Origin of the sequence: Mycobacterium sp. (assembly GCF_019243155.1) — a bacterium.
Taxonomy (GTDB): Bacteria; Actinomycetota; Actinomycetes; order Mycobacteriales; family Mycobacteriaceae; genus Mycobacterium.
The window spans coordinates 19,692-42,123 of the sequence record NZ_JAFAUS010000003.1; the positions used below are offsets into that span (position 1 = coordinate 19,692).

Sequence of the window (22,432 nt, forward strand, 5' to 3'; positions counted from 1 at the left end):
GGGAACGTACGTGTCTGAGCATTCGACGTCGGGCGTCGGGGCGCCCGAGCAACCGACCACGCAACTGACGCCGCAGGGACCATCGTCGGAGCAGAAGGCCGCCGAATCAGATTCCGGCGACGCGCCCACCCGCGCCTTTGCGGGCTTTCGCACCGAGCGACGGATGCCGAGCCCGGAGCGCGCACCCGAGCGGCCGGAGAGCGCACCGACCGCGTCCCGGCCGGCCGGGGCCATGCCGCCCTGGGACTCGACGCCGGTGACCGGCATCCCGCGGGTGGACCCGACCGCGTACGGCGCCTACTACAACGGCGGGGCCGACGCCCCGCCCGCGCAGGCCCCGCAGCGGCCCGAGTACCTGCCGCACACGCCCTATCCCGAACTGTCCACCGGCATGCTGTTGCGGCCGGTGCAGCCACCGCCGTCCGAGGGCTGGCGACTGCTGCTCTACAAGGCCTCCGGCGGCCTGATCAACCTGGGTGAAAGTCCGCGCGCCGCCCGGCACAACAACCTGGTGGCACAGGTCAACCGGCCTCTGCGTGGCTCCTACCGGGTGGCGCTGCTGTCGCTGAAGGGCGGCGTCGGCAAGACCACGATCACCGCGACGGTGGGCGCGACGTTCGCGTCCATCCGCGGCGACCGGGTGGTGGCCGTCGATGCCAACCCCGACCGCGGCACGCTGAGCCAGAAGATCCCGCTGGAGACGACGGCGACGGTGCGCCAGCTGCTGCACGACGCCGGAACCATCGAGCGCTACAGCGACGTGCGCCGCTACACCTCCAAGGGCCCGAGCGGCCTGGAGGTGCTCGCGTCGGAAACCGATCCCGCGATTTCGGACGCGTTCAGCGCCGAGGACTACTCGCGGGTTGTCGACATCCTGGAACGCTTCTACGGCCTGGTGCTGACCGACTGCGGCCCCGGGTTGCTGCACTCGGTGATGTCGTCGGTGCTGGAGAAGGCCGACGTCCTCATCGTGGTCAGCTCGGGGTCCATCGACGGCGCGCGCAGCGCGTCGGCGACGCTGGACTGGCTGGACGCCCACGGCCATCAGGAGCTGGTGCGCAACTCAGTCGCCGTGATCAACGGGGTGCGGCCGCGGCCCGGCAAAGTCGACATGAACAAGGTGATCGAACACTTCTCGCGCCGTTGCCGCGCGGTCCAGCTGGTGCCTTACGACCCGCACCTCGAGGAAGGCGCGGAGATCGACCTGCACCGGTTGCGTCGGGGCACTCGCGAATCGCTCACCGAGCTGGCGGCCACCATCGCCGACGGCTTCCCGGGCGAGCAGCGCAACCCCGTCCTGGGCGGCTAGCGCGCCCGAGGGCTTGCAAAGAGGTGGGTCCTAGCGGGGGTTGTTGTCCCCGTGACCTAATCGCCGCAAGAAGTCTGGATCGTCGTCGGGGCCGATGACGCGCGTCTTGGGTCGCATGACCTGTGACCGCGCAGCGCGCCAACCGACGTACACCAGCGTTCCCAAAATCACGACGAGCAGCAGGTAGAGCACTCAACACCTCCTTCGAGCGAATATACCCGCGCCGTAGGCTGCACTCTGTGTCAGAAGGACCTAGCGACAACAGCACTGGGAACAGCACGGGCGACGGCGACGCGGAGGGCCGCAGGGGCCATGTGATCGTCGACGTCGCGCTCTACGCCGCGGCGCGGTTGCTGCTGGCGGTCGTCCTCACCGCCGTGATCTACGGGGTCGCGCGGCTACTGGGGATCGGCCAGTTTCCCGTCGTCGTCGCTGCGCTGTTCGCGTTGATCATCGCGATGCCGCTGGGCATCTACGTGTTCAGCCCGTTGCGCCGGCGCGCCACCGCCTCGCTTGCGATCGCCGGCGAACGCCGGCGCCGGGAGCGCGAACAACTGCAGGCCCGGCTGCACGGCGACGCGGAGCCCGACGAGGGCACCGACGACGCGTGAGGCCGCGCTCATCCCTTCGGCAGCAGCACCACCTGGGCGGCGTAGCTCAGGCCCGCGCCGTAACCGATCAGCAGCGCCAGGTCGCCCGGCTTGGCCGCCCCGGTCTCCAACACCTCGGCCATCGCCAGCGGGATGGAAGCGGCCGAGGTGTTCCCGGTGTGCTCGATGTCGTTGGCGACGATCGCGTCGGGACGTAATTCGAGTCCCTTGGCGAGCACCTCGTTGATCCGGCTGTTGGCCTGGTGCGGGATGAAGACGTCGATTTCGTCGGACCTCACGCCCGCGGCATCCATGGCCTGCCGACCGACCTTTCCCATCTCGAACGCCGCCCACCGGAAGACGGCGCTGCCCTCGAGCCGCAGGAATGGGCGCGGGCCCGTCGGGGAGTCCATGTAGTCGATCCAGTCGATGTCCTGGCGGATGGCGGTGGCCTGGTCGCCGTCGCTGCCCCAGACGGTCGGGCCGATGCCCTGCTCGGGTGTCTCGCCGACCACCACCGCCGCGGCGCCGTCGGCGAAGATGAAGCAGTTGCTCCGGTCCTGCATGTCCACGGTGGGCGACAGTTTCTCCGAACCGACCACCAGCACCTTGGCGGCGGTCCCACCGCGGATCATGTCGGCGGCGACGCCGAGCCCGTAGCCGAAGCCGGCGCACCCCGCCGAGACGTCGAAGGCGGGCACGCCGGTGGCCCCCAGTGCGGCCGCGACCGAGGGGGCACAAGCAGGCGTCTGCAGGAAGTGGGTGCTGGTGGCCACGATCACGCAGTCGATGTCGCCCGCGGTCAACGACGCTTTGGCGATGGCCTCGCGCCCGGACTCGGTGGCCATCGATGCGGCGGATTCATCGCGGGCGGCGAACCGGCGGGTCTTGATGCCGGTCCGGGAAAAAATCCACTCGTCCGATGACTCGATGTTCTGGCAGATCTCGTCGTTGGTCACCACTCGTTCGGGGCGGTATGCGCCGACACTGAGCAATCCGATGTGCTTCGGACCATTGGTCGTAGTGATCTGCGGCATTGGGCCAACCTCTCATAGTTATCGAACCGTCTGAGGTCTTTCACCGACAACGCAGACGGAACCGCTAGCCGGTCAGCGCCAGGGCCGTCGCGACCGCGACCGCCCAGAGAACCATTGTCAGCCCGGTGTCGCGCAGCACCGGGATCAGCTCCGGTCCGCCCCGGCCGGATCGCACCGGCGCCACGGCTCGCATCGCCAGCGGCGTTGCCACGAACCCCGCCGCGCACCACGGCGTGGCGACCATCAACACCAGGGTCGCCACCGCGGCGGTCACCAGCAGCGCCTGGTAGAGGATGCGCGTGCGGGGATCGCCCAACCGCACCGCCAGGGTGATCTTGTCGGACTGTGCGTCGGTGGGGATGTCGCGCAGGTTGTTGGCCACCAGCACCGACGACGACAGCGCTCCCGTCGCCACCGCCAGCACCAGGCCCACCCAGTCGACCCGCAGCGCCTGCGTGTACTCGGTGCCGAGCACAGCGACCAGGCCGAAGAACACGAACACCGCGACCTCGCCGAAACCCAAGTAGCCGTAGGGCTTCGACCCGCCCGTGTACAGCCACGCCCCGGCAATGCAGGCCGCGCCCACCGCGATCAGCCAGGGCGCGCTGAACAGTGCCAGCGCGAGCCCGGCGAGCGCGCCGACCGTCAGGCTGGCCACCGCCGCGGTCAACACCGCGCGGGGGGTCGCCAGCCGGGAGCCGACCAGCCGCACCGGGCCGGCCCGGTCGTCGTCGGTGCCGCGAATGCCGTCGGAATAGTCGTTCGCGTAGTTCACGCCGATGGTCAGCGCGAGCGCCACGGCGAGCGCCAGCAGCGCCTTCCACCACACCGCGGATCCCAGCCACGCCGCCGCGCCGGTGCCCGCGACCACCGGAGCGACCGCGTTGGGCAGCGTCCGCGGCCGCGCACCCGAGATCCACTGCCCGAAACTCGCCACGGAAACATCCTGCCAGGGCTGGGTCGCCGGGACCGCACCCGCAATCGACTTCTCGGGCCATGCACCACAATGGGCGAATGCTCGGAGTCATCGGTGGCAGCGGTTTCTACACCTTCTTCGGATCCGACGCCCGCGACGCCACCGTCGACACCCCCTATGGTCAGCCCAGCGCCCCGGTGACCGTGGGCACCGTCGGGGAACACGAGGTGGCCTTCCTGCCCCGGCACGGCGCCAAGCACGAGTACTCGGCGCACACGGTGCCCTACCGGGCCAACATGTGGGCGTTGCGCAAGCTCGGCGTGCGGCGGGTGCTCGCGCCGTGCGCGGTCGGCAGCCTGAAGCCCGAACTCGGTCCGGGTGCGATCGTGGTGCCCGATCAGCTGGTCGACCGCACCAGGAGCCGCGCCGACACCTACTTCGATTCCGGCGGCATCCACGTCGACTTCGCCGATCCGTACTGCCCCACGTTGCGGGATGCGGTGACCGCGCTGCCCGGCGTGACCGACGGCGGCACCATGGTCGTGATCCAGGGGCCGCGTTTTTCCACCCGCGCCGAAAGCCGGTGGTTCGCCGCGGCCGGGTTCTCTTTGGTCAACATGACCGGGTATCCGGAGGCGGTGCTGGCCCGTGAACTCGAGATATGTTATGCGGCAATAGCTTTGGTAACCGACCTGGACGCCGGCATCAGCGCCGGCGAGGGGGTCAAGGCCATCGACGTGTTCGCCGAGTTCGAACGAAACATCGAGCCGTTCAAGAAGTTGGTGCGCGAAGCGATCGGCCGGGTCGCCGCCGATCGCGCCTGCACGCATTGCCTGCCGCACGCCGGGGTCACCCTGCCGATCGAGCTGCCGTGAGGGTATTGCTCACGGGCGCAGCCGGTTTCATCGGCTCGCGGGTGAACGCCGCGCTGTGCGCGGCGGGCCACGAGGTGGTCGCCGTCGACGTGCTGCTGCCCGCCGCGCACGGTCCGAATGCGGTGCTGCCGCAGGGATGTCACCGCGTTGACGTCCGCGACGGCGACGCCCTGGCCCCGCTGCTGGATGGCGTGGACCTGGTATGTCATCAGGCCGCCATGGTCGGCGCGGGCGTGGACGCCGCCGATGCGCCCGAGTACGGCGGGCACAACGATTTCGCCACCACGGTGTTGCTGGCGCAGATGTTCGCCGCCGGGGTGCGTCGTCTGGTGCTGGCGTCGTCGATGGTGGTGTACGGGCAGGGCCGTTATCACTGCGGGCAGCACGGCGACGTCGACCCGCTGCCGCGCGGGCGCGCGGACCTCGACGCGGGCGTCTTCGAGCACCGCTGCCCGATCGGCGGGGAGGAGCTGCAGTGGCGCCTCGTCGACGAGGGCGCCGCCGTGGCGCCGCGCAGCCTCTACGCCGCCAGCAAGACCGCGCAGGAACACTACGCGCTGGCGTGGTCGGAAGCCACGGGCGGCTCGGTGGCGGCGTTGCGCTACCACAACGTCTACGGCCCCGGCATGCCGCGCGACACCCCCTATTCGGGTGTCGCCGCGATCTTCCGGTCGGCGTTGGAAAAAGGCCATCCGCCAAAGGTTTTCGAGGACGGCGGCCAGATGCGCGACTTCGTCCACGTCGACGACGTGGCCGCCGCCAACGTCGCGGCGGCGTCCGCCACCGCTTCCAGCGAGGGCTTCTCGGCCTTCAATGTGTGCTCCGGGCGGCCCATTTCGATTCTTGAGGTCGCCACCGCGCTGTGCGAGGCACGCGATTCGTCACTCTCCCCGGTGATCACCGGCCAGTACCGCAACGGCGACGTCCGGCACATCGTCGCCGATCCGTCCCGGGCCGCCGAGGTGCTGGGTTTCACCGCTGGCATCGACCCCGCAGAGGGATTGCGCGAGTTCGCGTTCGCGCCGCTTCGCTGAACCGCTACTGCTGTGGCGGCCGGAAGATCTTCGGCCGCTGCACGGGAATCTGGCGCGTCGCGGAGTCGTCGCCCCGGAAGATGCGGGGAGAGCTGGACGGGTCGGTCGGGATGCGGGTGGTCTCCGCGGCGGACGGCGGGGCGGGTTGCCCCACCGGGACACGGGCCCGCGGCGGGGCCGCGGCGGACGGCGGGGCGGCGCGACGCGCCTGACGACGCAATCGTCGGCCGCTAAGGTGTCCCGTGACGATGGCCGCCGCGAATATGCACAGCGCCAGGCCGCACAGCGTCACGTCGAAGGTGCTGGTGATCTGCTGGGCCAGGTTGTTTCCGTAAACCGGCTGCAGCGCAGGCGAATTGGGCGAGTCCGCGAACCGCGGCGCCAGCACGACGCCGACGATGACGCGCGCAACGGTCAGGGCGGCGACCAGGCCGCACAGCGACGAGATCAGCCGCGCGGAGCGGGTGCCGTCGGCCAGGCTCATGCGCAGCCAGATCGCGAGCAGCGCGGTGATCAGATCGAAGGCGGCCAGCACGATGCTGTCGTATCGCGAGAACGGGTAGTTCAGGCTCACGGAGACCGCGAGGTCGGTCATCCGCATCACGATCGATCCCACACACCAGACGGCTATGAGCAGCAAGCCATTTCGCGCAGCCGCCCGCCAGGCAGTCTCCTCGGTGGTCGACGTGTTGCGATGCCCGAACAATGCCCTCGGCGCGAAAATCGCCGCGGCCGCGGCCCACGCCAGGTAGCCCTCGAACCCGACCCCCGCGGTGGACGTGTTCTGCGCGATGCCGTGGAAGGCGTCGATGTCACGACCGGCTGGAAGGAACCACACGAGAATCCCGGCGACCAGCGTCGAGGCACCCATCGCGACGGTCGCGAGCCGAGCTGCCCTGGTGTTCCGCGACAGCCATCGAGAGGCGACCAGGACGGCGACCAACGCCACCACGCCGTACACCACCGCCGTCGCGATGACAGCGATGTTCTGTTTGCCGAACGCGGCCGCGCCCGCGGAGTTCTGCAGCGCGTACCGCAGCCGCCAGTAGAGGTTGAATCCGAAGCTCAGCACCGCGGCGAGCATCGACACGTAGCCGATGATCCGCGCGGACCGATACTTCCCGGACAGGTCGTCGCCTTCAGGCACCGGGCCCGTGCGGGCGCCGGTGACCGCCGTGTGCGCGCTCAGTAGCGCGCCGGCGACCCCCACCCAGGCGCCCGGGCCGACACCGCCTGGCACCGTGACCGAACCACCGAAGCGGACGGTTTCAAACGCGTCGAACCCGACGAACGCCAGCACCAGCAACAGATACGGGACGTTGAGCAGCAGCCGAATCCGGCCGGCCGTCGCGGGATTGAACCGGGCGCCACCCGATCGCCAGGAACCCGCAACGGCAACGGCGATGACCGACAGCAGCGTCACCACCAGCAGCACAGCGAACAGGGCCCTGTTGCTGCCGGGTATCCCGAGGCCGAAATACAGATTCCACGGCAGGAACAGCGCGACGATCACCAGCACCACCGCGGTGATGTCGCTGACGGTGTTCCAGTGTCGCGCCGGATCCCCGTCTGCGGTGGTCTGCGGGCGGATGATGCGGGCATGAGGCGTTTGCTGCACTTGCCCGGTCGGCCGGCTGATGGGACCGGTCGGGGTGTCGTCGCTGCTCTGGCTCACCATGCCCCCCGCGAATCAAGGATCTGCTCGGTTGCGAACATATTCTCCGTTCGGACGCCGTGGCAGTGGCCTTAGGAGGGTTTTCCGCGGAGATCATTCCGCGGCGACCGTCCGGTCGTTGGAAGAAGCTGGTTACGCTTCGCTAGTGGGCGAACTGTTCGCCCGAATGACTGATACTGCCAACGGTGTCGCAAGTGTAATGATGCCGGACATTGCTGGTTGTGGGGTGGCCGGGGTGAAGGAGAAGCGGGATGGACGTCGTATTGGGGGTTGCCGTCACCGGCCCCGTCGCCCGCTTGGCGCTTCTCGATCCGGGCGGGCGGGGCGCCGGCGTGATCGACCAATCCGTCGTCGACCTCGAAGACAATCCGGTGGGCAAACTCACCGAGACCGTGGTCGGGACGAACCGGCTGTTGGCCGACGAGAACCATCGACTGGTCGGCACCCGGGTGTGCTGGCCCGACGATTCCCGGGCGGCACAGCTGCAGCAGTCGCTGCAACAGTCCGGTGTCTCGAACGTCGCGGTGCTCTCCGAGTCGCAGGCGGTCGCCGCCCTGATGCGTGCCGCCGGGCGGCCCGGCGCCGCGCTGGTGATGGATGACGCGACGTCGACGCTGTCGTTGATCGGTCCGGCTGCCGGTGATCCGGAAGCGCCGCCCACGATGCTGGCCCAGGCGCCGCTCGCGGGCAGCTCGGGCGCTGATGCGACCGCCGCGCTCGACACGATGCTGGCGAACCTCACCGCCCGGCCGGACGCGCCGGGCGATGTCTATCTGGTGGGCGCGTCGCCCGCCCTCAATCAGGTCGCCGACCGTTTTCGGGATGCGTCCACCATGCGGGTGGAGGTCGCCGACGATCCGACCTTCGCGGTCGCTCGTGGCGCGGCGATCGCCGCGGCGCCGGGTGCGCTCGGGGACGCGACGGCGATGGCGCCCGCGATCGGGCTCACCGGCGACGCGACGGCGATGGCGCCGGCGGTCGGGCTGACCGGCGATGAGACGACGGTGGTGCCGACGTCGGAGTTCGCGGGCCCGGACGCCGAGGAAAACCAGCTGGCGTACTCGATGGCGGACGAGCCCGAGCTCGATGAGTACGGCCCGGAATTCGATGAATACGACGACTACGACGAGGAATTCGACGAGGCCGAGCCGACGAAGCTGTCCCGCCGGTCGCTGCTGATCGGCAACGCCGTCATCGCCTTTGCGGTCATCGGATTGGCGTCGCTGGCCACCGCGATCGCCGTCGCCGTCCGCCCGACCGCGAGCCAGCAGCCGGTGGTGGGAGTCCAGAACGGCACCCCGGGAAAGTTCATGCCGATCCTGCCCACGCAGCAGCAGGCGCCGCTGCCGCCGCCCCCGGTCGATCAGCCCAACGCCGGGTTCCAGGGCGGCACGGTGCCGGCTCCGAGCGACGGGGGCGCGGTGCCACAACCGGTGCAGCCCCCCGCCGGCGGCGGAGCTCCCGTCGGTCCCGTTCCCGCCCCGCTGCCGGGCGGTCCGGGCGGTCCGGGCTACGTGCCCGGCGGACCGGGTCCGATTGTGCCCATGCCGATTCCGGTTCCCATTCCGTTCCCCGGGTGGCACCCGAACTATCCGCCGTACAACCCGCCTTATAACCCGCCTTACACCCCGCCGACGACGACGTACTCGCCGCCGACGACGACGCACGAACCGCCGACGACGACGCACGAACCGCCGACGACGACGTACTCGCCGCCGACCACGCAGGAGGCGCCGACGACGCCGCACGAACCACCGACGACGCACGAGGCGCCGACCAACACCTACACGCCGCCGACGCACACCCAGCAGACCGTGCCGCCAACGCATTCACAGCAGCCGGTGTTCCCCCAGGAACCCCATGGCGGCGGGGGTCATCACGGATTCTGAGGCGCGGGCCGACCCGGTCACGGTCGTGCTGCCGTGCCTGAACGAAGAGGAGTCGCTGCCGGCGGTGCTGGCGGCCGTTCCCGTCGGCTACCGGGCGCTGGTGGTCGACAACAACAGCACCGATGACACCGCCGGGGTCGCGCGCCGGCTCGGCGCCCAGGTCGTCGTCGAACGGCGGGCTGGCTACGGCGCCGCGGTGCACGCGGGAGTGGTGGCCGCGACGACGCCGATAGTGGCGGTCATCGATGCCGACGGCTCGATGGACGCGGGCGACCTGCCGCGCCTGGTCGCCGTTTTGAACGAGGGCGCCGATCTGGTGACCGGCCGGCGCCGGCCGGTTCACGGGCTGCGCTGGCCGTGGGTCGCCCGGGTGGGCACCGTGGTCATGAGCTGGCGGCTGCGGACCCGACACCGGCTGCCGGTGCACGACATCGCCCCGATGCGGGTGGCCCGGCGCGAGGCGCTGTTGGGTCTGGGTGTCGAGGACCGACGGTCGGGGTATCCGCTGGAATTGCTGGTGAAAGCCGCGGCCGCCGGCTGGCGCGTCGTCGAGCTCGACGTCAGCTACGGACCCCGGACGGGCGGCGTGTCCAAGGTCAGCGGTTCTCTGCGGGGCAGCATCACCGCGATCCTGGATTTCTGGAAGGTGATCTCATGAGCGTCCTGCCGGTGACGGTGCTGGTGGTCGCCAAAGCGCCCGAGCCGGGCCGGGCCAAGACGCGGCTCGCGGCGACGGTCGGCGACCGGGTGGCCGCCGAAATCGCCGCCGCCGCACTGCTTGACACGCTGGATGCGGTGGCCGCGGCGCCGGTCGCGGCGCGCGTCGTGGCGCTCACCGGGGACCTGGACAACGCGGCGAACGCCGCCGAGATTCGCCAACGGCTCGAGGCGTTCACGGTGATCGCGCAGCGCGGCGACGACTTCGCCGACCGACTTGCCAACGCGCACTTCGATTCTGCCGACGGGTATCCCGTGCTGCAGATAGGGATGGACACCCCTCAGGTGACCGCGGACCTGCTGGCCGATTGTGCGCGGCGGTTGCTCGAGGCGCCGGCGGTGCTCGGCTTGGCGCATGACGGCGGCTGGTGGGTGCTCGGCGTGACGGCGCCCGCGATGGCCGAATGCCTGCGTGCTGTGCCGATGTCGTCCCCCGAGACGGGAGAGCTCACGCTGAAGGCGTTGCGCGACAAGGGTATCGAGGTGTCCCCGGTGCAGGTGCTGGCCGACGTCGACACGGTCGACGACGTCGCCGCGCTGCGCGACGCGTGCGCACCCGGCACTCGTTTCGCGCGCGTCACCCGGGCGGCCGGGCTCTGAGCGCTACCAGTTTGTGAAGATGATGCTGTTCAGCAGCAGCGCCCCGGCGACGTTGAGCGCCAGCCACAACCGGTGTGACCGCACCGGCGTCAGGGCGGGCGCCGCGGCGAGCCACACGGTGAACGGCAGCCAGATCCGTTCCACCTCCGCCTTGCTCAGCATGCTCAGGTCCGCGAAGGCGATGGCGGCCAGCATCGCCAGCAGCAGCAGGTGGAAACCGGATCGGCGGCGGACGGCGGCCCTGTCGAACACCCGGCTGATTCCGGCGACGCCACCCAAACCGATGGCGCACACCGCGCACGCCAGGTTGGCCCACGACCAGTACTGGAACGGCCGGTCCTTCGCAACGCCCTGCCAATAACGTTGCTGCACAAGGGCATAGCCGTCAAACCAGTAAAATCCCGCCACGGCGAAGGTCACCGCCACGGCCACCGCGGCCAGGGTGGCCGCGCCGAGTGTGCGCCAGACCGCGCGCCAGTCTCGCGCTGACACCAGCACCGCGGCCGCCGGAAATCCCATCAACATCAGGCCGTAGCTGAGGAACACGCCCCAGCCGAGCAGCAGGCCCGCCCCGGCGGCCGTCAGCGCGGGAAACCGGACGTCACGGTGTACGGCCACGGCCAACAATGCGATGCCCCACGCCGCGACACCGGCGAAGTACCCGTCGGCGGAGACCGCGACCCAGATCGCCGTCGGTGCCACGGCCACGAACGGGGCGGCCCGCCGCGCGGTCTGCTCATCGGCAAGCGCGCGCACTGCGATCACCACCGCGGCCGCCGCGCTCGAGCCCGCCAGCAGACACAGCAACCCGGCCCAGGCGCCGCCGTGCAGCCCGATCCGGTCCAGCCACACGAACGTCAGTAGCGCGCCGGGCGGATGCCCGGAGACGTGTGTGGTCCACGAGTTCGGTTGGTAGTCGAGAATGCGACTGGAAAACGTGCGCAGCGTGGCCGGGATGTCGGTGACGCTTCCCACTTGCGATAGGTATTCGTCTTTGGTGGTGAGCCGGCCGGCGAAGCCGCGCTGCCAGCCGTCGATCATCGCCAGCGCAAAGGCCCATCCGCAGGCGGTCAACCAGGTGCCCACCGTCAACGCGCGCCACGAAAGGCGTTGTGCCACTTTCGGTCCCCAAGCCACGGCGGCCACCGCGATGACGATCGCCGCCGCGGTTCCCCAGCCGGCGTGCCAGTCCCAGTAGCCGAAGATGGGGGCGGCGCCGGCCCGCATCGCGAACCGTTCCAGCCCGATGTCCCGCCGGGGGTTGACGCCCCAGTTCAGCCGCGGCAGCACGAACGCGGCGGCCACCAGGACAACGCCGGCGGCAACAGCCAGGCTCTCCCGGCGAGCAATCCTCACGAGGGAACAGCCTATTGATCGCCCGCGAACCGGCGCACCAACGCCATCCGGTCGACCTTGCCGATGCCGCGGCGCGGCAACGCGTCGACGATGTGCAGTTCCCGCGGTGCGGCCAGCACGTCCAGGGTGCGCGCGACGTGGCCGCGCAGCTCGGCCAGCGTCGGCGGTGGGGAACCAACGCTCACCACGACCGCGGCCACCACGCGCTGGCCCAACCGGTCGTCGGCAAGTCCGAAGACCGCACACTCGCCGACGGCGGGATGAGCGCACAGCGCGGATTCCACCGGCTGCGGCAGTACGGTCAACCCGCCGGTGCTGATCGCGTCGTCGGCGCGGCCCAGCACGGTCAGCACGCCCGAATCGTCCACGGTGCCCAGATCGTTGGTGCGAAACCAGCCCGGTTCGGCGAACGGATCGGGGTCGACCGGGTTGCGATATCCCTTGGCCAGCGTCGGGCCACCGATCTCGATGCGACCGCCGTCGGCTATCCGCAGCTGCACGCCGGCCAGCGGAACGCCGTCGTAGACGCAGCCTCCCGCGGTCTCGCTCATCCCGTAGGTGCGTACCACCGTGACACCCGCCGCGGCTGCGGCGCCGAGGACGGGCCCCGGCGCCGGCCCGCCGCCGAGCAGGACGGCATCCAATTCGGTCAGTGCGGCCGCGGCGGCCGGGTCGAGGAGGGCCTTCGCCAGCTGCGTTGCCACCAGCGATGCGTATCGCCGCCCCGGCCCCAATTGCCTTATCGCGCCGGGCAATTCGGCAACCTCGAAGCCGCCGGAGACGTCCAGTTCGACGGGTGTCGAGCCGGCGATCACGCTGCGCACCAGTACCTGCACGCCGGCAATGTGGTGCGGTGGCAATGCCAGCAGCCAACTGCCCGGCCCGCCGAGGCGGTCATGGGTGGCCGTAGCGCTGGCGGTCAGGGCGGCGGCGCTCAGCAGAGCGCCCTTGGGTGTGCCGGTCGTTCCCGACGTCACCGCCACCAGCGCCACGTCGTCGTCGATCGCTTCTCCGACGCGCAAACCGTCCGATGCGTGATCCTCGTCCGGACCGAGCGCGATCAGGGCGGTGTCACGGCCGTCCAGCACCCGCTCGAGGGCAGGCAACAGCACCGATAGGGCGCCGCCGGACGGAACGCGGAGAGCACGCAGAACTGCTATGCGTGCTCTCCGGCGTCAGGGGCGTCATCGAGCGGCCAACCGTGTGCGGCCAATCGCGTCCGCACCCGGTCGATGTCGTCCGGCGACGGTAGCTCATCGGTGAGCCGGGTGATCAGCACACCGATGTCGACGTCGTCGAACTCGCCGCGCTGGGCCAACTCGTGGGCTACCGTCTTGACTTCGTCGTTGGACAACCGACGGGTCAACAGGGCAAGCACCGCGAATGTGTCCGTCGGTGGGATGCCCTCCGGGTATCCCGCGCGCAGCCACGAAACGATCGAACCGAGAAATCCGTTCACTTTGCTATCACTCCGCGAGGGGGTTAGGCGTGGGTGGACGATTCAATGCTAGTGCGCTGGACTACCCGGCTTCGCTCCCAAGAACGGAGAGCCGAGATGCGCCGCGATGAAGTCGCGGGCGATGTACAGCAACGCGAACGCGATCACGATGACGACCAGGGCGTAGATCGCGTAGGCCACCCCCAAGAGTGCCGGGTTCTTGGGGGAGTCGGTCCCACCGGCGCCGGCGTGCCCGGCGCCCACGGCCTGCATGCGGATCCCGACTGCGAACAGCCCGGGCAGTGCAGCGCCGGCCAGCATCGAGAACAGCAGGATCTTCAGTGAGGCTTGGTAGTTGAACCATTCGCTGAAGTGATTCATGACTGGCTCCCCGCAGCTACAGCGTCGCCATCCGAACCTGAGCGGGTGCCCGCCGGGGGACCGGATGTGGTGTGGTGGTCGTCGCCTTCGAGCCCGGCGGTAAGACCGCCTTCCCAATCGGCGTTGACGTTGTTGTGGTCGACCTTGACCTTGCGCGACCGGATGTAGATGGTCGCGGCAACGGCAACCAGCATCGAGAAGCCGATGATGGCACCCGGGTATCCACCGATCAGGTGCACGATCCAGTAGGTGACGGCGCCCACCAAGCCGGCCAGCGGAAGCGTGACCAGCCAGGCGACGACCATCCGGCCGGCCACACCCCAGCGGACCTCGCCGCCGGGCTTGCCCAGGCCACTGCCCATCACCGAACCGGTGCAGACCTGCGTCGTGGAAAGCGCATAGCCGAAGTGGGCAGACAGCAAGATGATTGCGGCCGAAGACGACTCGGCGGCCATGCCCTGCGGCGACTTGATCTCGACCAGGCCCTTACCCAGGGTGCGGATGATCCGCCAGCCGCCGAGGTAGGTACCCGTCGCCATCGCCAGGGCGCAGGCCACGATCACCCACAGCGGCGGCGCCGACGATGACTTGGGGATCGCGCCGTAGGACATGAGCGCCAGGAAGATGATGCCCATGGTCTTCTGCGCGTCGTTCGTGCCGTGTGCCAGCGAGACCAGCGAGGCCGAGCCGATCTGGCCGCGCCGGAAGCCCGCTTCGGTGCGGGATTCCTGAAGGCCGCGGGTGATCCGGTAGACCAGCCAGGTGGCTACCGCGCCGACCAGGATGGCCAGGAATGCGGACACGACGGCCGGGATGATCGCCTTGGAGGTGATGCCCTTCCAGATCACCCCGTGGGCGCCTACGGCCGCGATCGTGGCACCGACGATGCCACCGATCAGAGCGTGCGACGAACTCGAGGGGATACCGAGGAGCCAGGTCAGCAAGTTCCAGACGACACCTCCGACCAAGCCGGCGAATACCAGCTCGAGCGTCACCACGTGCCCGTCGATCAGACCCTTCGCGATGGTTGCTGCGACGGCAGTGGAAAGGAACGCGCCGATCAGGTTGAGGACGGCGGAGAGTGCGACGGCCACTTTCGGCGCCAGAGCACCGCTGGCGATTGAGGTCGCCATCGCGTTACCGGTGTCATGGAAGCCGTTGGTGAAATCGAATGCCAATGCCGTGATTACGACAATGATTAAGAGGAACAACTGGATGTTCACAGCGCCCGATTCTGGTGGTAGGGGGATTACATTGTCGAATGCTGGGGAAGGGGAAATGCAGGTGTATTTTGAACCGTCGCCAGATGTTACCTTTCAGTTAACCGGAATTTCCCTGGCGTTCACTTCTGGTGTCTTTGCGGAGAGGGTGTTCCGGCGGAATTTCGAGGAATATCAACGTAATTCCGTCCGGGTCGGTCACGTGCATTTCGTACAGACCCCACGGTTCGCGACGGGCTTCGCGGGCGATCGGAACCCCGCGGCCGCGTAGCTCGGCCTGGGTTGCCTCGATGTCGCGGACCTGCAGCCACAACGCGCCGGGAAAGGGACCCCGGGAGTGGTCCGGGGACCCGAACCCGGCCAACTCCAGCAAAGACTGACCGGCGAAGAAAACGGTGCCTGCGCCGTAGTCGCGGGCTATCGCCAATCCGATCTCGTCCCGGTAAAAGGTCAACGATCTCTGATAGTCCGCCGGCCGCAGAAGCATTCGGCTGGACAGGATTTCCATGGCGTCGTGTCTACCACGCCCGCGCGGCTCAGTTATCGCCTTTGCGGTTCGGCTGGATGTTCTGCCGCTGCATGACGGCGTTGACGAAGCGCGGGCCCACGATGTCCAGCGCGCGGCCGGCGATCGCGATGCGCGGTGCGATGCGCACCGGCCGGGTGCGCGCCGCGGTGAGCATCCACTCGGCGGCCTCTTCGGAGGTCAGCGCCGCCACCCCTTGGTACGCCTTCGTCGGCGCGATCATCGGGGTCGACACCAGCGGGTAGTACAACGTCGTCGAATGCACACCCTTGCTGCCCCATTCGGTTTCGATGACCCGGCTCACCGTCGACAGCGCGGCCTTCGAGGCGTTGTACACCGAGAACAGCGGCGAAGCCTCCGACATCACGCCCCACGTGGAGACGTTGATGACGTGACCGTCGCCGCGCTCGAGCATCCCGGGCGCCAGCCCGCGGACCAGCCGCAGCGGCGCGTAGTAGTTCAGCACCATGGTCCGCTCGACGTCGTGCCAGCGCTCCAGCGATTCGGCCAGCGGGCGGCGGATGGACCGGCCGGCGTTGTTGATCAGGATGTCGACCCCGCCGATGCGGTTCTCGACATCGGCGACCAGCGCGTCACACGCGTCCATGTCCGAGACGTCGCAGGGGATCGATATCGCCGAGCCGCCCGTGGCAGTGATCCGGTCGACCAGTGCGTCCAGCAAATCTTTTCGGCGGGCGACGGCCACCACCGTGGCGCCGTTGCGGGCCAGCAGCTCCGCCCCGGCCTCGCCGATACCCGATGATGCTCCGGTGAGCAGGACCCGCTTCCCGGCCAGGTCCACCGGCTTCATCGCGGGTCGGTTCACCAGGACTTGTGGCGACATGGGGGGTCGCATGATCGCCAGGGAGATCTGGTCGGCGAACCGGCGCAGCGGGCTCTTGCTCACGGGCCAGAAGTCTAGGCGGGCGCCTTTTTCGCCCCGAGTGCCGCTCAGAAATACCGGGGAAAGGGGCTCCAGTCCGGTGGCCGCTTCTCCAGGAAGGCGTCGCGGCCCTCGACGGCTTCGTCGGTCATGTAAGCCAGCCGGGTGGCCTCGCCGGCGAACAGCTGCTGACCCACCAGCCCGTCATCGAGGAGGTTGAACGCGAACTTCAGCATCCGTTGGGCCTGAGGGGACTTGGCGTTGATCTCGGCGGCCCACTGGATGCCGACCCTCTCCAGGTCGGCATGGTCGACGACCTCGTTTACCGCGCCCATGTGATGCATCTGCTCGCCGGTGTAGGGGCGTCCGAGAAAGAAGATCTCGCGCGCGAACTTCTGCCCGACCTGGCGCGCCAGGTACGCGCTGCCGTAGCCGCCATCGAAGCTGCCGACGTCGGCGTCGGTCTGCTTGAACCGCGCGTGCTCGCGGCTGGCCAGGGTGAGGTCGCAGACCACGTGCAGGCTGTGGCCGCCGCCGGCCGCCCACCCGTTGACCAGGCAGATGACCACCTTGGGCATGAACCGGATCAGGCGCTGCACCTCGAGGATGTGCAACCTTCCGGCGCGGGCGGCATCGACCGTGTCCGCGGTATCCCCGGACGCGTACTGGTAGCCAGAGCGGCCGCGAATGCGCTGATCACCGCCTGAGCAGAACGCCCAGCCGCCGTCTTTGGGCGACGGGCCGTTGCCGGTCAGCAGTACGACGCCGACGTCCGGCGACATCCGGGCGTGGTCGAGCACCCGGTACAGCTCGTCGACGGTGTGCGGCCGAAAGGCGTTGCGCACCTCCGGCCGGTCGAAGGCCACCCGCACCGTGGCGTCCTCGATGTGCCGGTGATAGGTGATGTCGGTCAAGTCGTCGAAGCCGTCGACCGGACGCCAGGCCTGCGCGTCGAATGGGTTGTCGCTCACAGCGAATCCAACCGGAAGACCGGGCAGATGCCTGCCAGCGCCTCGAATTCGTCGGGGCGGCCCTCCTTGACCAACCCGGACCGCTTCATGAAGCCGACGCCGGTGGGCACCTCGTCCGGGAAGGCCCGCAGGAACGGCCGCGCATCGTCGGCGGACAACTCCACCATCCGCAGATGCTCCTTCGCGCGGCCGCGCGTGAGCGTGACTTCGCCTGCGGCCCTTACGTTTCGGATCCAGTCCGCGCCCGGGAAGCCGCCCACCACATACCGCTTGCCGTCGACCGTCATCGGCGTCACCGGGGTCGACCGGGGCGTGCCGGACTTGCGGCCAGGCACGGTCAACACCACCGGGCTCTCGCCGCCGAAGCTCAGGCCGAGCCGGGAGAGCTGGATGAACAGCTTGTTCGCCGGTTTCAGCCACCACGGCGGCTTGAGAGGCGGCTTGAGCCCGTCAGCTTCTGCCATGCCTGCCACAGTAGTCAGCTCTGCGGGGCCTCCAGGAAGGGTTCGACGCCGTGTGCCCACGGGTCGGCCCCCGGTTCGGTGACGGCGTCCAGCTTGGCGATCGCCTCGGCGCTCAGCGTGACGTCTCCCGCGCCGATGTTCTGCTCGAGGTGCGCGATCGATCGCGTTCCCGGAATGAGCAGCGTGTTCAGCGCGTGGGCCAGCAGCCACGCCAACCCCACCTGGGACGGTGTCGCACCGATTTCGCCGGCGATCTCGATCACCACGGCGTTGTCGGCGACCTTGGGGAAGCCCGGGAACGCCGACCCGAGCGGGAAGTACGGCACCCACGCGATGCCCTCGGCCGTGCAGACCTCGACCATCTCCTCCTGGGAGCGGTCGAGCAGGCTGTAGGCGTTCTGCACGCAGGCGATGCCCGCGGGCAGCGCCCGGCGCAGCACGTCGAGCGGCACACTGCTGACGCCGATCCCGCCGATCTTGCCCTCGTCGCGCAGCGCGATCATCTCGGCCAGCTGGTCGTCGAGGTCGACGATCTGGTCGCCCTCGGCGCCCACTCCGGGGCCGAGGTCCATGCGCCGCAGGTTGACCACGGGGATCTGGTCCAGGCCCAGTTGGCTCAGGTCGTCTTCGACGGCGGCCCGCAGCTCGGCGGGCTTCTGCGCGGCGCCCAGGGGAACCGGTTCTTCGCCGGTGTAGCGCGCCCCGACCTTGCTCACGATGACGAGGTCGTCGGGGTAGGGCGACAGCGCCGCGCGAATCCGGCGGTTCACCTCGCCGGGGCCGTAGAACGATGCGGTGTCGATGTGGTTGACGCCGAGCTCGACCGCCCGGCGCAGCACCGCGGCCGCGTCGTCGGCCGATGTCTCGAACAGCTGCATGGCGCCGTAGCCGACACGGGCAACCGTGTTCGTGCCGATGCGGCCGGTGCCGCCGAGGTGTGGCTTGTCACTCATGGGTGCTCCCTTGATCGTGAGACACTGGAGAAATGCGGAGGTCCCTCCGCTTTCGTCAGCGTAGCAGAAACGGAGGATCCTCCGCTTTGGCTCAGCCTATTCGTTCCGATGCGCGCCGCAACCGCGACAAGTTGCTCGAGGTGGCGACCGCCGCGTTCGCCGCCGCCGACGGGCAGCCGGTGTCGCTGGAGTCGATAGCCCGCGACGCCGGCGTCGGGATCGGCACGCTCTATCGCCATTTCCCCAACCGGGAGGCTCTGGTCGAGGCGATCTATCGGACCGAACTCGCCGAAGTGGCCGCGGCGGCCGAGCAGTTGGCGAAGCGGCATCCGCCGAAGGTCGCGCTGCGGCGCTGGATGGACCGCTACGCGAGCTTCGTGGCCGCCAAGCGCGGGATGGCCGAGTCGCTGCACGCGATGTTCGACTCCGGCGCGATGGAACCCAGCAAGACGCGTGACAGCATCGCCGGCGCCGTCGACTTGTTGCTGCAGGCCGGCGTCAGCGACGGAACTCTGCGCTCCGACGTGCAGGCCGACGACGTCGTGTCCAGCCTGATCGGGATCTTCTTGGCCAGCGGTTCCCCCGAGCAGACGGGCCGCATGCTCGACCTGCTGGTGGCCGGCGTCGCAACCTAACCGATAGCCGACCCCTGGACCCAACGTGAAGTTAGTTTCACGTTGGAGGCTGAGCGTGAAGCCAGTTTCACGCTCGGCATAAGCAAACTCAGCCGACCGCGCGTCCGGCGCCTTCCCAGAACTGCGCCCGCACGGCCTTCTTGTCGGGCTTGCCCAGTGCGGTCAACGGCAGCGCCTCAACGATCTCAACCCGTTTCGGCGATTGCACCGAACCCTTGCGGTCCTTGACCGCCGCCTGGATCTCAGCGATCAAGGTCTCGACGGCGGCGTCGTCGCTGGCCGCGTCGGAGCGCAGCACCACCACCGCGGTGACGGCCTCGCCCCACTTGTCGTCGGGCGTTCCGACCACGCACACCTGCGCGACGGCCGGATGCTCGGCGATCACGTCCTCGACCTCGCGGGGGAAGACGTTGAAGCCGCCGGTGACGATCATGTCCTTCACCCGGTCGACGATGAAGTAGAAGCCGTCCTCGTCCTCGCGGGCCATGTCGCCGGTGTGCAGCCAGCCGTCCTTGAACGTGTCGGCCGTCGCCTCCGGCAGATTCCAGTAGCCGCCCGCCAAAAGCGGCCCGCTGACACAGATTTCGCCCGGCTCGCCCTGCGGCACCGGCTTGCCGTCTTCGCCCAGCAGCGCCACCCGAGCGAACAGCGTCGGCCGCCCGCAGGACGTCAGTCGCTTCTCGTCGTGGTCGGACTTGGCGAGGTAGGTGATCGCCATCGGTGCCTCGGACTGGCCGTAGTACTGGGCGAAGATCGGGCCGAACCGGCGGATCGCCTCGGCCAGCCGCACCGGGTTCATCGCCGAGGCGCCGTAGTAGACGGTCTCCAGCGACGACAGGTCGCGGGTGTGCGAATCGGGATGGTCCATCAGCGCGTAGAGCATCGAGGGCACCAGCATGGTCGCCGTAATCTTCTGCTCTTCAATGGTTTTCAGCACCTCGGCGGGATCGAACTTGCCCAGCACCACCATCTCGCCGCCCTTGACCACCGTGGGCGTGAAGAACGCAGCGCCGGCGTGCGACAGGGGCGTGCACATCAAGAACCGCGGGTGCTCGGGCCACTCCCATTCGGCGAGCTGGATCTGGGTCATGGTGGCGATGTTCCCGGTGGTGCCCATGACGCCCTTGGGCTTGCCGGTGGTGCCGCCCGTGTAGGCCATGCCGCCGACGTGGTCCGGGGCCAGCTCGGCGACCACCAGCGGCTTGGGCTCGTACTTCGCCGCCTCTGCCGATAGGTCGACTGCATGACCTTTCAGGCCTTCCGGCACCGGACCGATGGTCAGGATCTGCTTGAGCGAGTCGACCTTCTCCAACAGCCCCAGCGCGCGCTCGACGAACATCGGGTTGGGGTCGACGATCAGCGAGCTGGCGCCACAGTCGGAGAGCACGTAGGCGTGGTCGTCCAGCGAGCCCAGTGGGTGCAGGGCGGTGCGCCGGTACCCCTGGGTCTGACTGGCGCCGAGGATCATCAGCACCTCGGGACGGTTCAGCGCCAACAGCCCCACGGTCACACCGGTGCCGGCGCCCAGGGCCTCGAACGCCTGCGTGTACTGACTGATCCGCTCGGCCAGCTGACCACCGGTCAGCGTGGTGTCGCCGAGGAAGAGCACTGGCCGGTTCTTGTGGCGCTTGAGCGCGCCCACCAGCAAGTGGCCGTTATGGGTTGGATGGCGCAACAGATCGTCACTCATATGGCCACACTAGAACGTGTTGCAATTCCGGTCAGCTGCGCCCTCAACGGCTAGTGTTTGCACACATGGCAGGGGCCGATCTCGTCATAACCGGAAACCTACTGACCGTTGACGACGCCCGGCCCACGGCCGAGGCGTTGGCCGTCGCCGACGGGCGCATCATCGCCGTCGGCACCCGGTCCGACATCGCCGGGCATGTCGGCGAGGGAACCCAGAGCGTCGACGTCGGCGACGCCTGCGTCATGCCGGGATTCGTTGAGGCGCACGGCCATCCGTTGATGGAGGCCGTGGCGCTGTCGGACCGGATCGTCGACATCCGCCCGGTCACCATCCCCGGCCCCGACGACGTCGTCGCGGCGATCCGCCGCGAGGTCGCGCGGCGCGGGTCCTCGGGCGCCTACCTGAACGGCTGGGACGCGCTGCTGCAGTCGGGCCTGCCCGACCCGACGCTGGCCTGGCTGGACGAGATCGCGCCGGACAACCCACTGGTGATCATTCACAACTCCGGGCACAAGGCCTTCTTCAACTCGCGCGCGGCCAAACTCAACGGGCTGACCCGCGACACCCCGGACCCCAAGGGCGCCAAGTACGGCCGCGACGCCAACGGGGAACTCGACGGCACCGCCGAGGAGATCACCGCGGTATTCCCGCTGCTGGGCGGGGCCATCCAGGCCAGCGAATACCCGGCGATGCTGCTCGCCGAATGCGCCCGGCTCAATCGCGCGGGCCTGACGACCTGCTCGGAGATGGCCTTCGACCCGAACTTCGGGCCCCTGGTCGAGGGCCTGCGCGACAACCTCACGGTTCGGCTGCGTACCTATGAGGTGTCCAACCCGCAGATGTCGACCGCCGCCACGCCCGGCCAGGGCGACGACATCCTGCGCCAGGTCGGCATCAAGATCTGGGTCGACGGCTCGCCGTGGATCGGCAATATCGCGCTGTCCTTTCCGTACCTGGACACCGAGGCGACCCGGACGATCGGCGTCAAACCCGGCTCGTGCGGATGCGCCAACTACACCGCCGAACAGCTGCGCGAGATCGTCGGTGCCTACTACCCGCTGGGCTGGCAGATGGCCTGTCATGTGCAGGGCGACGCCGGCGTCGACACGATCCTCGACGTCTACGAAGAGGCGCTGAAAAGTCATCCGCGCGACGACCACCGGCTGCGGCTCGAACATGTCGGCGCCATCCGGCCCGAGCAACTCCAGCGTGCCGCCGACCTCGGTGTCACCTGCAGCATCTTCGTCGACCAGATCCACTATTGGGGCGACGT

The 22,432-nt window shown here is 69.0% G+C and carries 23 protein-coding genes and 1 pseudogene; 9 read left to right on the plus strand and 15 right to left on the minus strand.

Annotation, left to right across the window (positions count from 1 at the left end; genetic code table 11):
- Positions 1–10: 10 nt before the first annotated feature.
- On the plus strand, positions 11–1,309 hold the full coding sequence (locus JOZ00_RS00195) for an AAA family ATPase (protein ID WP_293338239.1): 1,299 nt from the start codon (positions 11–13) through the stop codon (positions 1,307–1,309).
- Positions 1,310–1,339: 30 nt separating this feature from the next.
- Here JOZ00_RS00195 and JOZ00_RS00200 read toward each other — a convergent pair whose 3' ends face one another.
- Positions 1,340–1,501, minus strand: a complete 162-nt coding sequence (locus JOZ00_RS00200; RefSeq protein ID WP_293338241.1) for a hypothetical protein — start codon at positions 1,499–1,501, stop codon at positions 1,340–1,342.
- Between the two features lie 122 nt (positions 1,502–1,623).
- Between JOZ00_RS00200 and JOZ00_RS00205 the strand changes: the two genes are divergently transcribed.
- The gene (locus JOZ00_RS00205) at positions 1,624–1,920 is read left to right on the plus strand and encodes a DUF4229 domain-containing protein (protein ID WP_293338288.1); all 297 of its coding nucleotides are present in this window, start codon (positions 1,624–1,626) and stop codon (positions 1,918–1,920) included.
- Positions 1,921–1,928: 8 nt separating this feature from the next.
- Here JOZ00_RS00205 and JOZ00_RS00210 read toward each other — a convergent pair whose 3' ends face one another.
- Both JOZ00_RS00210 and JOZ00_RS00215 read right to left on the minus strand, forming a co-directional pair.
- Positions 1,929–2,936, minus strand: a complete 1,008-nt coding sequence (locus tag JOZ00_RS00210) for a beta-ketoacyl-ACP synthase III (RefSeq protein ID WP_293338242.1) — start codon at positions 2,934–2,936, stop codon at positions 1,929–1,931.
- A 64-nt stretch (positions 2,937–3,000) separates the two neighbouring features.
- The gene (locus JOZ00_RS00215) at positions 3,001–3,873 is read right to left on the minus strand and encodes a 1,4-dihydroxy-2-naphthoate polyprenyltransferase (protein WP_293338244.1); all 873 of its coding nucleotides are present in this window, start codon (positions 3,871–3,873) and stop codon (positions 3,001–3,003) included.
- Positions 3,874–3,950: 77 nt separating this feature from the next.
- Between JOZ00_RS00215 and JOZ00_RS00220 the strand changes: the two genes are divergently transcribed.
- Both JOZ00_RS00220 and JOZ00_RS00225 read left to right on the plus strand, forming a co-directional pair.
- Positions 3,951–4,727 (plus strand): S-methyl-5'-thioadenosine phosphorylase, encoded by a 777-nt coding sequence (locus tag JOZ00_RS00220; RefSeq protein WP_293338246.1) that lies wholly within the window; start codon positions 3,951–3,953, stop codon positions 4,725–4,727.
- Positions 4,724–5,761: an NAD-dependent epimerase/dehydratase family protein gene (locus JOZ00_RS00225; RefSeq protein WP_293338248.1), complete on the plus strand. Its 1,038-nt coding sequence runs from the start codon at positions 4,724–4,726 to the stop codon at positions 5,759–5,761. Before JOZ00_RS00220 ends, JOZ00_RS00225 begins: the two co-directional genes overlap by 4 nt.
- 4 nt (positions 5,762–5,765) lie before the next feature.
- On the opposite strand, the gene JOZ00_RS00230 is transcribed toward JOZ00_RS00225, so the two are convergent.
- Complete coding sequence (locus JOZ00_RS00230; protein WP_293338250.1) at positions 5,766–7,439, minus strand: hypothetical protein; 1,674 nt, start codon at positions 7,437–7,439, stop codon at positions 5,766–5,768.
- 248 nt (positions 7,440–7,687) lie between these two features.
- Here JOZ00_RS00230 and JOZ00_RS00235 point away from each other — a divergent pair, with 248 nt between their 5' ends.
- From JOZ00_RS00235 to JOZ00_RS00245, 3 genes are read left to right on the plus strand one after another with little or no spacing between them, the layout of a single operon-like run.
- Positions 7,688–9,325, plus strand: coding sequence for a hypothetical protein (locus JOZ00_RS00235; protein WP_293338252.1), 1,638 nt, complete (start codon positions 7,688–7,690; stop codon positions 9,323–9,325).
- Positions 9,297–9,983: a glycosyltransferase family 2 protein gene (locus tag JOZ00_RS00240; protein WP_293338254.1), complete on the plus strand. Its 687-nt coding sequence runs from the start codon at positions 9,297–9,299 to the stop codon at positions 9,981–9,983. The genes JOZ00_RS00235 and JOZ00_RS00240 overlap by 29 nt, the downstream gene beginning before the upstream one ends.
- On the plus strand, positions 9,980–10,642 hold the full coding sequence (locus JOZ00_RS00245) for a DUF2064 domain-containing protein (RefSeq protein WP_293338256.1): 663 nt from the start codon (positions 9,980–9,982) through the stop codon (positions 10,640–10,642). The genes JOZ00_RS00240 and JOZ00_RS00245 overlap by 4 nt, the downstream gene beginning before the upstream one ends.
- 3 nt (positions 10,643–10,645) lie before the next feature.
- Here the strand turns inward: JOZ00_RS00245 and JOZ00_RS00250 are convergent, their stop codons facing one another.
- The 10 genes and pseudogenes from JOZ00_RS00250 to JOZ00_RS00295 all read right to left on the minus strand — a co-directional run bounded on the left by JOZ00_RS00250 (position 10,646) and on the right by JOZ00_RS00295 (position 18,834).
- A complete protein-coding gene (locus JOZ00_RS00250; RefSeq protein WP_293338258.1) occupies positions 10,646–11,998 on the minus strand; it encodes a hypothetical protein in 1,353 nt (450 codons plus the stop codon).
- A gap of 11 nt (positions 11,999–12,009) precedes the next feature.
- Positions 12,010–13,062: an o-succinylbenzoate--CoA ligase gene (menE, locus tag JOZ00_RS00255; RefSeq protein ID WP_293338290.1), complete on the minus strand. Its 1,053-nt coding sequence runs from the start codon at positions 13,060–13,062 to the stop codon at positions 12,010–12,012.
- Between the two features lie 92 nt (positions 13,063–13,154).
- Positions 13,155–13,457, minus strand: coding sequence for a DUF3349 domain-containing protein (locus JOZ00_RS00260; protein ID WP_293338260.1), 303 nt, complete (start codon positions 13,455–13,457; stop codon positions 13,155–13,157).
- Between the two features lie 48 nt (positions 13,458–13,505).
- Positions 13,506–13,817, minus strand: coding sequence for a hypothetical protein (locus tag JOZ00_RS00265; RefSeq protein ID WP_293338262.1), 312 nt, complete (start codon positions 13,815–13,817; stop codon positions 13,506–13,508).
- An 86-nt stretch (positions 13,818–13,903) separates the two neighbouring features.
- Positions 13,904–15,040 (minus strand): annotated as a pseudogene (locus tag JOZ00_RS00270) (inorganic phosphate transporter); the annotation flags it as partial.
- A 97-nt stretch (positions 15,041–15,137) separates the two neighbouring features.
- On the minus strand, positions 15,138–15,545 hold the full coding sequence (locus JOZ00_RS00275; protein WP_293338264.1) for a VOC family protein: 408 nt from the start codon (positions 15,543–15,545) through the stop codon (positions 15,138–15,140).
- 28 nt (positions 15,546–15,573) lie between these two features.
- Positions 15,574–16,470, minus strand: a complete 897-nt coding sequence (locus JOZ00_RS00280; protein ID WP_293338266.1) for an SDR family oxidoreductase — start codon at positions 16,468–16,470, stop codon at positions 15,574–15,576.
- Positions 16,471–16,514: 44 nt separating this feature from the next.
- Positions 16,515–17,417: a 1,4-dihydroxy-2-naphthoyl-CoA synthase gene (locus JOZ00_RS00285; RefSeq protein ID WP_293338268.1), complete on the minus strand. Its 903-nt coding sequence runs from the start codon at positions 17,415–17,417 to the stop codon at positions 16,515–16,517.
- The gene (locus JOZ00_RS00290) at positions 17,414–17,881 is read right to left on the minus strand and encodes a nitroreductase family deazaflavin-dependent oxidoreductase (protein WP_293338270.1); all 468 of its coding nucleotides are present in this window, start codon (positions 17,879–17,881) and stop codon (positions 17,414–17,416) included. The genes JOZ00_RS00285 and JOZ00_RS00290 overlap by 4 nt, the downstream gene beginning before the upstream one ends.
- A 14-nt stretch (positions 17,882–17,895) precedes the next feature.
- On the minus strand, positions 17,896–18,834 hold the full coding sequence (locus tag JOZ00_RS00295; RefSeq protein ID WP_293338272.1) for an aldo/keto reductase: 939 nt from the start codon (positions 18,832–18,834) through the stop codon (positions 17,896–17,898).
- An 86-nt stretch (positions 18,835–18,920) separates the two neighbouring features.
- Between JOZ00_RS00295 and JOZ00_RS00300 the strand changes: the two genes are divergently transcribed.
- The gene (locus JOZ00_RS00300; protein WP_293338274.1) at positions 18,921–19,469 is read left to right on the plus strand and encodes a TetR/AcrR family transcriptional regulator; all 549 of its coding nucleotides are present in this window, start codon (positions 18,921–18,923) and stop codon (positions 19,467–19,469) included.
- An 88-nt stretch (positions 19,470–19,557) separates the two neighbouring features.
- On the opposite strand, the gene fadD8 is transcribed toward JOZ00_RS00300, so the two are convergent.
- Positions 19,558–21,159: a fatty-acid--CoA ligase FadD8 gene (gene fadD8 / locus JOZ00_RS00305; protein WP_293338276.1), complete on the minus strand. Its 1,602-nt coding sequence runs from the start codon at positions 21,157–21,159 to the stop codon at positions 19,558–19,560.
- 65 nt (positions 21,160–21,224) lie between these two features.
- Here fadD8 and JOZ00_RS00310 point away from each other — a divergent pair.
- The coding region (locus JOZ00_RS00310; protein WP_293338278.1) for an amidohydrolase at positions 21,225–22,432 on the plus strand (1,208 nt) is incomplete at its 3' end.